Consider the following 12,834-nt stretch of genomic DNA (forward strand, 5'->3'; position numbering starts at 1 on the left):
CTACACTTTGGGTGTGGATATGCCGCTGCCAACAGGACAAAGATGCAGGGGCTTCTCCAGATGAAACAGGGATCAAACAGGCGAAACTATTGGGCTGCGGGCCTGATCGCCATCGCTACGGCTTCGGCTGCACAGGCTCAGGTCACACCTCAGCCGGGTGAGACCGGATTGCCGGATAATGTGGAGGCGAAGGGGAATGACGGCGATATCGTCGTCACGGGCGAACGCTATGTGAATCGTGCCGCCATTCAGGCCAAACGCGCCAATCCGCGGATCGCGGACGTCGTGTCCGCGTCCGAGGTCGGCTCGCTGCCCGATTTCGGTTTCGGCGAAGCCATGCGGCGCATCCCCGGCATCTCTCTGGTTCAGAACAATCAGCGGGGCGAAGATCAGTTCGTCGGCATTCGAGGGCTTAACTCGGCCTATACGCTCGTCGTCCGTGATGGTATTGCCCTGCCTTCGACCGAGGTGGGACGCCGCAGCGTGTCGCTTGACGTGCTGCCCTCCACCATTGCCAGCCAGATCACGGTTACCAAATCGTTGACACCCGACATGGACGGCAATGCCATCGGTGGCCAGATCAACTATCGCACGCCCAGCGCCTTCGATCATGATCGCCTGTTCGGTTCGATCCGGGTGGATTATGGCGATTATCAAAATGGTCGCCGTTACAGCAACCGCACGCCGTCCGGCAAAATCGATGCATTGCTAACCACCCGCTTCGGCAATGAAGACCAGTTCGGCCTGGTCGTCGGGGGCAGTTATTTCCGCCGAGACTCTTCGTCGACGGATCCGACCGCTGCCTCCTACGGCTATTATGATGCCGCTGGCGCGCGCCTCGCGCTCAATTCGCCCAGCATCGCCAGCGCCAATGCCGGACCGTTGCGGCGCGACTATTATGTCTACGACAATCTGCGCGACCGCCTCGGCTTGTTCGGGAAGCTGGAATTCAACAACCACAACGGCATTGCCGCCACCATCTCGGCAGCTCAGTTCACGCACAAGAATGACGAGGACCGCAACGACAATGTCCTGGCGGCATCGGGCAATCTTACGAATGTGACAGCAACGAGCGGCACGGCCCAGTCCGGCACCGGCACGGTGCAATATGACAGATATTTCCAGCGACGCCAGATCCGCTATGTCACCGGCACGCTCGATCTCCAGCCGACCGAGCGCGACGAGATCAATTTTCGCGCCAGTTATGGCGTGGGAAGGTTCAGCAGCGCCAATGTGGAAAGCATCTACACAGGCGGCAGCGCCTCGAGCCTGTTCGGCTATGACTATAGCTACAACCAATCGGATTTTCCGATATTGGCGCCGCGCAATGCTGCCGCGACCGACCCGTCCCGCTATCGGCAGACGCTTTACGGCTATGGCCTGAATCGCAACATTGAAAAGGCGACGACCGTGGGCCTGGACTACGGACATAATATGTCCGCGCAGGACCAGGGGCTGGGCTTCAAGGCGGGCACCCAATTCCGGCTGCTTGACCGGAATTACGATCACACCGAAAGCTATTATCAGCCGGTCTCCACGGCGCTTGCGCCGCTATTGAGCACGCAGATCCGCGGCAACAGCTTCTCGCCCTTTATCGATCCGGCCTATACGATGATGCTGGTCGATCAGAACGCTGCGGAAGCCTATTTTCAGGCCAACAAGGGGAATTACGCCCTGCTCGCTGCCACGGCGGACAACAATATCAGCGGTAATTACGGCGTGAAGGAGAACGTCTATTCCGGTTATTTCATGACGACATGGCGGGGCGACCGGCTGCGCATGACCGCCGGCTTGCGCTATGAACTGACCGATTTCAAAAGTTCATCCTATACGCGATCGGCTTACACCACACCCGCGCAATATGCTCTGGCCCAGCGCAGCAGCAGCTATGGCAATCTGCTGCCGTCGTTCAACGCCAGCTATGACGTTACCGGCAATGTGAAGCTCAGGGCGGCCTATGCACGCGCCATCGGGCGTCCCAATTATGATGACCTCGCTACGCCCGCTACGATCACCCGCACGCCGATGGGCTTGTCGGTCGCCAGGGGCAATGCCGATCTCAAGGCCCGTCTGGCCGACAATTATGATCTTTCGTTCGAATGGTATTTCGCCAGCGACAGCATCTTCTCGGCCGCGCTGTTTCGAAAGGATATCGCCAATGAAATCTTCCGGTCTGTGTCGGAAGATACGCTCGACATCGGCGGCGTTCCCACCCTTGTTACCGTGAGCCAGGCGCGTAACCTCGACAAGGCGCGTGTGGAAGGACTGGAACTGGGCCTCGTGGTGTCGAGCCTCGGCTCGCTGTCTTCGCCGCTCAGGGGGCTGGGTTTCTCGACCAACGTCACGCTGCTCAAGACCAATCCCACCAGCATTCTCATGAACAACGGCACCTATCGCCAGCTTAATTCCCTGCTGGAGCAGGCCGATACCGTGTTCAACGCCAGCCTGTTCTACAGCATTGGCCGGTTCAGCGCGAAGGCGGCCTATAACTACACCGGCCGTCAGCTTGCGGTGGTCGGCACGGACTTTGCCGCCAACGACCGTTATCTAGGCGCTGCGAACATCGTGGACCTCCAGGCTTCCTATCGCGTGAGGAAGAATCTCACATTCATGGTCACCGCGAAGAATGTCGGAAACGATCGTCCCACACGCTATTTCGGCCCCGGCGGTGCCGTGACCCGCGATGTGATCGACAATGGCCGGTCATTCTTCGCCGGCGCATCCTACAAATTCTGACGAAAGCACAAGATATGCGCAAATCCCTTTTCGCGGTATCCGTCATTGCCGCCGCCCTGTCGATCGGCCAGCCCGCGCTGGCCCATCGCTCGGATGACATCTGGACAGCACTGATGGCTCCGCCCGGCGCCCGATCCTTCGTTGTCGCGCACCGCGGCGCCCATGTAGAGGTGCCGGAAAACTCGGCCGCCGCCATTCGCCGCGCGATTGAACTTGGCGTCGACATTGTCGAGATTGATGTCCGCTTTACCCGGGACAATGTCGCCATTCTGATGCATGATCCGAAGATTGACCGGACGACGAACGGCCACGGCGAAGTGGAAAGCATGACGTTCGCGGAAATCGAACGGTTGCGCCTGCTCGGTCCCGATGGCAAGCCGACGGCCTATCGGGTGCCGACGCTGAAATCCGTGCTGCGGATCGCGCGGGACAAGATCGTGGTCGATCTTCACCTCAAGGTCGATCGCGCTCCTGAGGTGGCGGCGATTCTGCGGCAGGCGGGCATCCGCCATGCCCTTTTCTATGCCGACGATGCGCCGTGGCTTGATAATATGCAGGCGCAATGGCGTGGCGGCGAAACAGTGCGGCTGGCCCAGTCTCGCGAAGAACTGGATTATTATCTGAAGCAGGCCAGCCCGCATTTCGTTCACCTGACACCGGCCTATCTTTCGCGCGAGTTGATTGAAGGGCTGGATCGGCGTGGGGTGAGAGGCATGGTCAACGTCATTGGCGGTCCCGATCGCGCGGCGGCGGCGGATCGCGGTGCAAGCTATGATGCTTTCATCAACAGCGGAGTCAGCATCATCCAGACCGACCGGCCAAAAGACCTTATCGAGCGCATGACCGAACTTGGCCGTCACAGGATGATCCGTTAATATGACTGGACCGATCGCCACCACTTCCCGCCGGCTATGGGCCATTGCCCTTGTCACATCGCTCTGCATCGGGACGGGCGCGGCAGACCGCGCGCTTGCGCAAAGTCCCCGGCAACGGCTGGCGAACGCTGAAAGCGGCGCCATGGTAGTTGCCCATCGCGGCTGCCATCGCTCAGGCGTGAAGCATGGATTGCCGGGCGCGCCGGAAAATTCTCTGCTTGCGCTCGACCATTGCATCGCCATGGGAATCGACGTCATGGAAACCGATGTCCGTCGCACCCGCGACGGCTATCTCGTCATCATGCACGATGCGACGGTCGACCGGACCACGGACGGCACCGGCAAGGTCGCTGACATGACGCTTGCCGAGATCAGGCGATTGCACCTGCGCGACGGCATGGGCGGCGCGGCTGCGGCGGTGACCGCCCAGCAGGTGCCGACCCTTGCCGACATGTTGTCCCATGGACAGGGCCGCATCCTGTTCAACCTGGATATACAGGAAGCGATCTATGGCGAAGCGATCGACGAAGCTTTGCGCCTGGGCGCGGCGAACGATGCCATCCTGAAAACGAGGGCCGGGTCAGGCTCCCCGCCGCTGGCGGCCATCTCCCCTTATGATCGCGTGCCGTTCATGCCCATATTGTCGAAAGTCAGCGGAACTCCGTCCGAGATGGTGGCGCTCGCCCGGCAACAGCTTGCGGGCGGCCGCCGTCCCGTTGCCTTCGGCACGCCCCGGCTCGACGGCGTTTCCCTTGCGGCGCTGCGAAACGAGGCACGCAAGGCGGGCGTAAGGCTCTGGACGAACACGTTGGGCGATGGCGATGCCCAAGCCATGAGCGATCCGGACCGCATCTGGGGCCGCCTGCTCAGCGATGGTTTCTCGATGATCCAGACCGACGCACCGGAAATGCTCAAGGAATTTATCGCGCGCCAGCATTCAGGCGAGGCGTCACATCGCTGACGCATATCGGCGCTAGCGAGCCCGCGTGCGCCGGAATTTGAAAGTTTTGCATCGGGAAGCGCTTACCGAAAGCCAGGCGGCGCTGTGGCCCTATGGCGTGGCGCATTTCGGAAAGAGCCTTTTCTGGTATTCAAGCGAGCTGGTCTTCGCCTTCTTCCTGACCGAGCGCGCAGGGCTGCCCGCCGCATGGATGGGGGGCCTGCTGGCCGGTGGACTGGTGCTGAGCGCGCTGATCGACCTCGCCATCGGCTGGAAATTGCGCGGCGCCTCGTTCACACTTGCCCGCGCCTGCCGGTTGCAGTTCATCGGGGCTTGCGCGAGCGCGGCGGTGATAACGCCTCTCTTCGCCGCGGATCTGCTGCCCGAGGCATGGCGGCTGATCTGGGCGGTGCTGCTCGCGACCCTCTTTCGTATTGCCTATGCGCTCTATGACATTCCACAGAACGCCACGCTGGGTCTCGCCACGCGCAATGCCAGGGAGCGCGCGCGGCTGGCTGCATTGCGGCTGTCCTGTAGTGGTATGGCCTCCATCGCGGTCGCCACCGCGCTCGCCTGGCTGGTCAGCGGCGGGAGTCAGAACGGAAGCGGCCGTTTTGCGCTAGTGACGCTGGGGATGTCCGTGGTCGCCATCGGCTCGGCCTGGTATCTGACGCGACTGCGGCCACGTCCTGGCGCCGACTGCGCGGTTCCCGCCGCATCGTCCGCTTCGGGCACCGGCATCGGCCTGATCCCGCTGCTCCTGCTGATGTTTCTGGTATCGATAGCGACATCGGTGTTCGGCAAGCTCGAACCCTATTATGTCGCCTATCGCTGGCAGGGCCAGGGAGGGACGATCATCATCGCCGTCTCAGTCGGCCTTACCGTGGCGCAGCCATTCTGGCTGATCGCATTGCGTCGGATGGGCCACCTCCGTACGCTCTGCGTGGCGTTCGTCCTTCTGGGCGCCGGGGCGATCGCCTTCACGCTTGCCGAGACCGCCGGCTATTATGCGCAGGCGGCCTTCGCATTCCTGTTCGGCGCGGCCAATGGAGGCATTGCCACGCTTTTGTGGGCGAGCTTCGCGGATCGGGTTTCCGCCGAGCGTCCGACCGCGCCCGCCTCCGCATTTGCGCTGTTGACGGCGATTTCGAAATTCGGGCTGGCGGTCGCCAGCTTGACGGTCGCGGCGTGGCTTTTTCTGGTGGACTATCGCGTTGACGGCACGGGGCTTGTCCTCGCCATGGCGGGCATTCCAGCGGCCGCCGTGGCAATGTGCCTGGCCGTCATGGTCCTGTCGACCCCGATCCGAAGCGGCGGACGGCTCGGCATTATGCCGCGGATCTGATCGGTGACAACGTTCAATGTCTCCGGCCAAACAGGATTGCACCAAGAGGATGCAATCCGTCGCGAGCCGGCGGCGCCTATGGCCATGTCGACACGGGCGGCTCGATCGGTGGCCAAGCCAAATATTGCCTAGTGCCCCATACCGACTTCAATCTGCTCGAATTCCCCGATCGCGACCGCGCCATGGAGCGTATCCGTGATCTTGCTATGTTGTCGGACATCCTTCCGACCGGCTTTCTTGCTTGGGGTATGGCAGCTTCCCAGAGTCGACTGCCGTCAAGCAGCCATTCTGGAATCGGCCAGCCTTGCTCGTTCCCTGCCCGATCTCCTACGGTTCGCGAACGGCCGGTTTATCCGAAACCTGACACCCACGGATGCGCGCTGAAACGGCGGTTTTGTCCCAAAGCGCGGTGAAGTGGCCCCTCGCGGGAGGCGAGGAGCCAACCGGTCAGATTTCGGTATTCTCCGCAAGGGCAAGCGCGTCTTCCACGTCGATCCCGAGATAGCGCACTGTGTTCTCGATCTTGCTATGACCGAGAAGGATCTGGACGGCACGAAGGTTACCGGTCGCCCTGTAGATGATCGATGCCTTCGTTCGGCGAAGGGAGTGCGTGCCATAGTCGCTTCGCATCAGACCAACCCCTGTCACCCATTCATCGACGAGCCGGGCGTACTGGCGGGTGCTGAGATGCCCATTATGATCAACCCGGCTGGGAAAGACATAGTCGTCGACCGTGCCGCCCCGCCGCTCAAGCCAAGCCAGCAGGCTGCCCCGGGTGTCTGAGAGCAGTTCGAACTGAACAGGCCGACCTGTTTTCTGCTGCATCACGATCGCACGCGTTCGGATCTGCCCGCCGCTGACGATGTCGCCGATCTTCATCTGCACGAGGTCGCAGCCCCGAAGCTTGCTGTCGATCGCCAAGTCAAATAGCGCCCGATCTCGCAAGCGGCGGTGCTGATTGAGGTAGAATCGGATCTCCCAAATTTGCTTCGGTTTCAGCGCGCGCTTCGCACCGACGGTTCGTCCGGCATTCCAGACTTGGCGCTTTGTGGCGGTGGGTTCGGTTTCAGGCATCTCCATGATCATTCTCCGATGGCCAGAGTGGCCGTCCGAAGAACGCTCTGGCGCCTGATAAGCATGATTACCTCGAGGCACCAGCCGACCACTTCCGGTCGTACAGGAGTCCGATGGCCAACGATAGGTTCAGTGAAAACCCGCCATTCAAATCGAGTGCGCGCGGTTGGTGCGCTCTGGCCGTGCCAATGGCAATGGTGGCGCGGGATGCAGTAATCGTTGATTCAATCCCTACTCCAAGCGTTATTGGCTTTTCCGATCACTTCAGTTAGACGAGGGATCGAGAACCGGATCATTCCGGCTTTCATTGATCGCGCCGGTGCCCCCCGCAAGGGGCTTAATCGGGAATGCGGTGCGGAAGCTTGCTTCCAAATCCGTGGCTGTCTCTGCAACTGTAAGCGGATAGCGCGATGTACATCGCTCCTCATTTGAAGGGGCAGCCACTGGGCCGGACGCTAAATCATGCGAGGTCTGGGAAGGCGTGCATCAAGCTGTGACCCGTGAGCCAGGAGACCTGCCGGCGTCTGGTCGCTCTTGCCTTGGTCCAGAGGATGGCTGCGGCACGGTGAACTCCGTCTGAGCGACGAACGAGCGGCTGGGGTCGCATCGGAGACGTGCGTCGGCCACCCATGGCGTCCGGTCGCCGCGCGTGTCGCCCGTTCGCGCGGGTATGCCCCGGCCACGTCGCAAGACGCCGGGGGACTATTTCGTGATCAAGACCATTACTACCAGCAGCGCACTTCCGCTGATCTGTATCGGAACACCGGCCTTTGCCGAAACCTCTGAAAAGGGATCGCAAACAAGCGCGGATGCAGTCGTGGCAGGCAACGACATTGTGGTTTTCGGTCGCGGTGAGGCCATGATCGGCACTGCCAAATCAGCGAGCGAAGGAAGCGTCGGAGGGGCCGATCTCCTCGTGCGGCCTCTTCTCCGCGTGGCCGAACTGCTGGAAGCGGTGCCGGGGCTGGTTGCAGCCCAGCATTCGGGGAGCGGCAAAGCCAACCAGTATTTCCTGCGCGGTTTCAACCTCGACCATGGGTCTGACTTCAGTACTTATATCGATGATGTGCAGATGAACTTTCGTACCCACGGACATGGTCATGGCTATCTCGACCTCAACGGGCTCATTCCGGAGATCGTGGGCCGGGAGGATTTTCGTAAAGGGCCCTACCGCGCCGATGGCGGTGATTTCGCTCTGGCGGGAGCAGCCTATATGACGACCATCAAGGGTTATGACCGGCCATGGGCATCGGCCGAGGCTGGATCATATGGTTGGCGCAGCGTCGCTGCGGGCGGAACATTGCACGACCTGGGTGCTGGAGACCTCACGCTTGTCGCCCAGGCCAAGACCTATGACGGACCGTGGCAGGAACCTGAACGTCTGCGCCACTACTCGGGGTTCGCGAAATATAGGATGCCGACCGGTGCGGGCACATTGGAGGCATCTCTCCATGCCTACCGGGCGACATGGCACCCAACCGAGCAAATCCCCGAGCGCATTATCGGCACGGCGTTTTGTGCGGATGTGTTCTGCTCTCCAGATCCTTCCGCGCGGGGTGAGACGACGCGCCTGGTGGCTAACATCGCGGTCAAGCAACCGACATGGCGCGCCAATGTCTATGCCCAGTTTTATGACTGGTCGATGTTCTCGAACCCCACTTACACCGATCCGGATAGCACAAGCGCGCAGATCAAGCAGTTCGACCGGCGTTGGGTCCTCGGGCTGTCCGCACAAAAACATTGGGAAATCGCTGACAGTCTGGCTGTGAGCCTTGGCACCGAAAACAGATACGACGCCGTCGGGAATGTTGGTGTCGATCGAACGGCTGCCCGCGCATTTCTTGCGTCACTCGGGCACTACCGGGTCGGGGAATTGTCTTCCGCGCTCTACGGCGAAGTCGCTTGGAAACCCTTGGCGGGACTGCGTGTGACAGGTGGTCTTCGCGGGGACTATTATCACTATTCCGTGCGTGCACGAGATTCTGTTGCGGCGTCGCTGGGCGAAGGCAGTGGCTCAGCGTCGATTCTCTCTCCCAAGGCGTCAATCGCCTATCAGGTTACGCCGCATCTTGAACTCTACGCCAACTGGGGCCGTGGATTCCATTCCAATGATGTTCGGGGTGCGGTCAACAGGGACACGCCTGTTCCCGTTCTGGTTCGCGGCATTGGCAAGGAACTGGGAGGACGCATTCAATTCTCAGGGGTCACGTTAACCGCGACTTACTGGTGGCTGCATGTCGGCAGCGAACTTCGTTTCATTGGCGATTCCAATGCTGTTGAACCGTCGGGTGCCAGTGGGCGTCATGGCTATGAAATCGTCGCCTTCTGGCGGCCGTTCCCTTGGCTTGCGCTTGATGGAAACTATACCGCCAGCCATGCGCGCTTCGACAATGGCGATCACATCCCCAATGCATTCGAGAACGCGGCTTCAGCAGGTGCCGCCATCATTCTTGATCCCTGGGAAGCCAGCATTCGGGTGCGCCACCTTGGACCTTCTCCGCTTGTCGAGGACAACAGTGTCCGGGATCGGGGCAGCACGGTCATGAATGCCCGGGCCGCGTGGAAGGGCAAGAAGGTCGAGATATTTGGAGAAGTGCTGAACATCTTCGACAGCCGAGACAAGGACATCGCCTATTATTACGAGTCCTACATCCCCGCCTTTGATGCAGGTGCTCCGGTGGAAGGCCGGTTGAGCCGCGTGGTCGAGCCTCGAACTGTGAGGATTGGCGCAAAGGTCAATTTCTAGCGAAATCCCTTGATGGGCGGCGCTGCGGCACGTCTGCGGCACCGTCCTTCGTTTGTTCATTCCTCAATCGCCGAGCCAATCATGCCCCTCACGAAGACACTGCCGTCCCTGTCTCTGCGCCGACGAATTGGTGCCTTGTTTGCCGGATTGATCGCCGCCAACATTGGCGTCTGGGTCTGGGCATTCAGCCTGTTTCATGCACAGCCGTTGATGCTCGGCACCGCCGTGCTTGCCTGGGGGCTGGGCCTGCGTCACGCGGTTGATGCCGATCATATTGCGGCGATCGACAATGTGACCCGCAAGCTGATGCAGGACGGGCAGCGTCCGGTTTCGGTCGGATTCTGGTTCGCGATCGGGCATTCCGGAATCATTGCCATAGCATCGATCATCATTGCGGTGACGGCCAGCGCGCTGTCGCAGTTTGGCGCTTTCAAGGAAATCGGTGGCGTGATTGCAACCGTGATTTCCGCGCTTTTCCTGTTCACGATCGCCGGCATGAACCTGGTCATCCTGCGCTCTGTCTGGCGGACTTTTGCCCATGTTCGTGCAGGCGGCAGCTATGCCGAGGACGATCTTGATCTGCTATTGGGTGGGCGCGGTCTGCTTTCCAGACTGTTCAGGCCGATGTTCCGCCTCGTGAACAAAAGCTGGCATATGGCCCCGCTGGGGTTTCTGTTCGGGCTTGGGTTCGATACAGCAACCGAAGTTGCCATTCTGGGCATGTCGGCCAGCCAGGCCGCCGATGGCCTGTCGATCGGGACAATCCTGGTCCTGCCCGCCCTGTTCGCGGTCGGTATGGCCCTCATCGATACGGCGGACGGCGTGGTGATGCTGGGCGCTTATGAATGGGCCTTCGTGAAGCCGATCCGCAAGCTCTACTACAACATCACCATTACCCTGATCTCGGCCATCGTGGCGATTGTCATTGGTGGAATCGAAACGCTGGCCCTGATTGGCGACAAGCTGGCCCTTACGGGTAGGCCATGGCGGGTCGCCGCTGAACTGGGCGAAAATTTCAATGGTCTGGGCTTCGCCATCATCGGTCTTTTCGTGTTCTGCTGGCTGGCGAGTTACGCGATCTATCGCTGGAAGCGGTTCGATGAAATCGAGGTTTCGGTCGTTGCCTGACCGTCACTGCGTGGATCGTTGCGTCATACTCAGCCACGATGACCAGTCCTGCACCGTCTCAATCGATCTTGATGTCCGAATGCCGCTCGGGCTTCGCGTACATCACGGCGAGCGCGACGCGGCGATCCGGATGCTGATGGCTCGTTCCAACGGAACATTCGTTAAATCCAGAAAAAGTTGTGTCTTTGATCCGAATTCAAGGCAGGCTGCGGAAGATCTCGTCGATGCCATACGGAAACGGCTTTTCCGGATAGCGTGCAAGCCTGTCAGTCAACGGCAGGTCGAGGATATTCTCTGCATCACGTCCCGCGAGCGAACACGGTGGGCCAAGGACGGCCGCTTGGCCCTATCGGGGGCTTCCAGGATCAGAAAAGGCGTAACCGAAATAACGCTCTGGACTTATCCCTGCGATGCGATCGAGCGCCTGGCAGCCAACCCATCCGAGATAAGGCGATGGCGTAAAGAGGATGAAGCAACAACTTCAATTGGCTTGGCTGGCATTTTCGTCTAGAGCGCGCGGCGAAGGACCGGGGCAACCCGCCCTTCAATGATCGCGCCGGTGCCCCGCAAGGGGCTTAATCGGGAATGCGGTGCGGGAGCTTGCTCCCAAATCCGTGGCTGTCCCTGCAACTGTAAGCGGATAGCGCGATGCACATGCTCCTGAACACAGGAGCTGCCACTGGACAGCGCTTTGGCGCAAAGTCTGGGAAGGCGTGCATCAAGCTGTGACCCGCGAGCCAGGAGACCTGCCGGCGCACCGGTCGCTCTTGCCTGATCCAGGGGATGGTCACGGCACGGTAACTCTCCGTCTGAGCGACGAAGCTGTGCGGCTGGGGCTGCACGGCCGCGTGGTAACGGGTGCTTCATCGCGCCTGCCCGTTGCGATGCGCCGACCGGACTTGTCCGGCAAGCCCCGCCGTTTGTCGCTCTGGCGCGCGGAGGAATTGCTTGTGGCCGACCTGTCAAAGGTGCCTGTCACCATCATTACGGGCTTTCTGGGCGCGGGGAAAACCACGCTCATCAGCCATTTGATCCGCAATGCGGGCGGGCGCAGGCTGGCGGTGGTGGTCAACGAATTCGGCTCGCTGGGCGTGGATGGCCAGATTCTGGAATCTTGCGCCATTCCGGATTGCCCGGCGGAAAACATCGTAGAACTGGCCAATGGCTGCATCTGCTGCACCGTGGCGGATGACTTCATCCCCACGGTGGAAAAGCTGCTGGCGCTTGATCCGCGCCCGGATCACATCCTGATCGAGACATCGGGTCTGGCCTTGCCCAAGCCGCTGCTCAAGGCGTTTGACTGGCCCGCGATTCGTAGCCGGATCACCGTGGACGGTGTGCTGGCGCTGGCCGATGCCGAAGCGGTGGCGGCAGGCCGGTTCGCGCCCGATGTGGCCGCGCTTGACGCCCAGCGCGCCGCCGATCCCAGCATCGATCATGAGACGCCGCTTTCGGAAGTGTTCGAGGACCAGCTTGCCTGCGCCGACATGATTCTGCTGACCAAGGTTGATCTGGCAGGTCCGGAAGGTGTCGCCGCAGCGCGCGCGATCATCGCGGCGGAGCTTAGTCGCCCGGTTCCGGTGATCGAACTGACCGAAGGCGTGGTCGATCCGCGCGTGATTCTGGGCCTTGATGCCGCTGCCGAGGACGACATCGCCGCGCGCCCATCGCACCATGATGGAGATGACGACCACGAGCACGACGACTTTGACAGCACCGTCATCGCATGGGGCGAGATCGCCGATCCGGCAGTGCTTGTGGCGCGGATCGAAACGCTGGCGCGCGATCACCATATCCTGCGCGTGAAGGGCTATGCCGCCGTTGCGGGCAAGCCGATGCGGCTGCTGGTGCAGGCGGTAGGCGCGCGGGTGCGCCACCAGTACGACCGCCCGTGGCGGCCTGACGAGCCGCGCCGCACCACGCTGGTCGCCATTGCCGAGCACGATCATGTCGATGCAGACGCCATTCGCGCGGTGCTGCTGGCGTAAGG

General features: G+C 61.0%; 9 protein-coding genes and 2 riboswitches. Of the genes, 8 read left to right on the forward strand and 1 reads right to left on the reverse strand.

Annotated features, from left to right (window positions below; translation table 11 throughout):
* The first annotated feature begins 42 nt into the window (after nt 1–42).
* From PPZ50_RS08435 to PPZ50_RS08450, 4 genes are read left to right on the forward strand one after another with little or no spacing between them, the layout of a single operon-like run.
* A complete protein-coding gene (locus PPZ50_RS08435; protein ID WP_196490294.1) occupies nt 43–2,736 on the forward strand; it encodes a TonB-dependent receptor in 2,694 nt (897 codons plus the stop codon).
* A 14-nt stretch (nt 2,737–2,750) separates the two neighbouring features.
* Nucleotides 2,751–3,611, forward strand: coding sequence for a glycerophosphodiester phosphodiesterase family protein (locus PPZ50_RS08440; protein WP_073977048.1), 861 nt, complete (start codon nt 2,751–2,753; stop codon nt 3,609–3,611).
* A 1-nt stretch (nt 3,612) separates the two neighbouring features.
* Nucleotides 3,613–4,572 carry a glycerophosphodiester phosphodiesterase family protein gene (locus PPZ50_RS08445; protein WP_081096414.1) on the forward strand — a complete coding sequence of 320 codons (960 nt, stop codon included), beginning with the start codon at nt 3,613–3,615 and terminating at the stop codon, nt 4,570–4,572.
* Between the two features lie 25 nt (nt 4,573–4,597).
* A complete protein-coding gene (locus tag PPZ50_RS08450) occupies nt 4,598–5,896 on the forward strand; it encodes an MFS transporter (RefSeq protein WP_081096413.1) in 1,299 nt (432 codons plus the stop codon).
* A gap of 447 nt (nt 5,897–6,343) precedes the next feature.
* Here the strand turns inward: PPZ50_RS08450 and PPZ50_RS08455 are convergent, their stop codons facing one another.
* The gene (locus tag PPZ50_RS08455; protein WP_150426410.1) at nt 6,344–6,976 is read right to left on the reverse strand and encodes a tyrosine-type recombinase/integrase; all 633 of its coding nucleotides are present in this window, start codon (nt 6,974–6,976) and stop codon (nt 6,344–6,346) included.
* 294 nt (nt 6,977–7,270) lie between these two features.
* A riboswitch (cobalamin riboswitch) is annotated at nt 7,271–7,506 on the forward strand.
* 134 nt (nt 7,507–7,640) lie between these two features.
* Here PPZ50_RS08455 and PPZ50_RS08460 point away from each other — a divergent pair.
* The 4 genes from PPZ50_RS08460 to cobW all read left to right on the forward strand — a co-directional run bounded on the left by PPZ50_RS08460 (nt 7,641) and on the right by cobW (nt 12,832).
* Complete coding sequence (locus tag PPZ50_RS08460; RefSeq protein WP_420794411.1) at nt 7,641–9,716, forward strand: TonB-dependent receptor; 2,076 nt, start codon at nt 7,641–7,643, stop codon at nt 9,714–9,716.
* An 81-nt stretch (nt 9,717–9,797) separates the two neighbouring features.
* Complete coding sequence (locus tag PPZ50_RS08465) at nt 9,798–10,844, forward strand: HoxN/HupN/NixA family nickel/cobalt transporter (protein WP_073977028.1); 1,047 nt, start codon at nt 9,798–9,800, stop codon at nt 10,842–10,844.
* Complete coding sequence (locus tag PPZ50_RS08470) at nt 10,837–11,355, forward strand: hypothetical protein (RefSeq protein ID WP_194917572.1); 519 nt, start codon at nt 10,837–10,839, stop codon at nt 11,353–11,355. Before PPZ50_RS08465 ends, PPZ50_RS08470 begins: the two co-directional genes overlap by 8 nt.
* A gap of 29 nt (nt 11,356–11,384) precedes the next feature.
* A riboswitch (cobalamin riboswitch) is annotated at nt 11,385–11,612 on the forward strand.
* Between the two features lie 182 nt (nt 11,613–11,794).
* On the forward strand, nt 11,795–12,832 hold the full coding sequence (cobW, locus tag PPZ50_RS08475; RefSeq protein WP_073977035.1) for a cobalamin biosynthesis protein CobW: 1,038 nt from the start codon (nt 11,795–11,797) through the stop codon (nt 12,830–12,832).
* The last annotated feature ends 2 nt before the right edge of the window (nt 12,833–12,834 follow it).

This window comes from Sphingomonas hankookensis, assembly GCF_028551275.1.
Classification (GTDB): domain Bacteria; phylum Pseudomonadota; class Alphaproteobacteria; order Sphingomonadales; family Sphingomonadaceae; genus Sphingomonas; species Sphingomonas hankookensis_A.

Bases quoted from the DNA above. Each gene is read 5' to 3' on its own strand.
- PPZ50_RS08435 (WP_196490294.1), top strand. From the start codon at position 43: ATGCAGGGGCTTCTCCAGATGAAACAGGGATCAAACAGGCGAAACTAT.
- PPZ50_RS08440 (WP_073977048.1), top strand. From the start codon at position 2,751: ATGCGCAAATCCCTTTTCGCGGTATCCGTCATTGCCGCCGCCCTGTCG.
- PPZ50_RS08445 (WP_081096414.1), top strand. From the start codon at position 3,613: ATGACTGGACCGATCGCCACCACTTCCCGCCGGCTATGGGCCATTGCC.
- PPZ50_RS08465 (WP_073977028.1), top strand. From the start codon at position 9,798: ATGCCCCTCACGAAGACACTGCCGTCCCTGTCTCTGCGCCGACGAATT.
- PPZ50_RS08460 (WP_420794411.1), top strand. From the start codon at position 7,641: ATGCCCCGGCCACGTCGCAAGACGCCGGGGGACTATTTCGTGATCAAG.
- PPZ50_RS08455 (WP_150426410.1), bottom strand. From the start codon at position 6,976: ATGGAGATGCCTGAAACCGAACCCACCGCCACAAAGCGCCAAGTCTGG.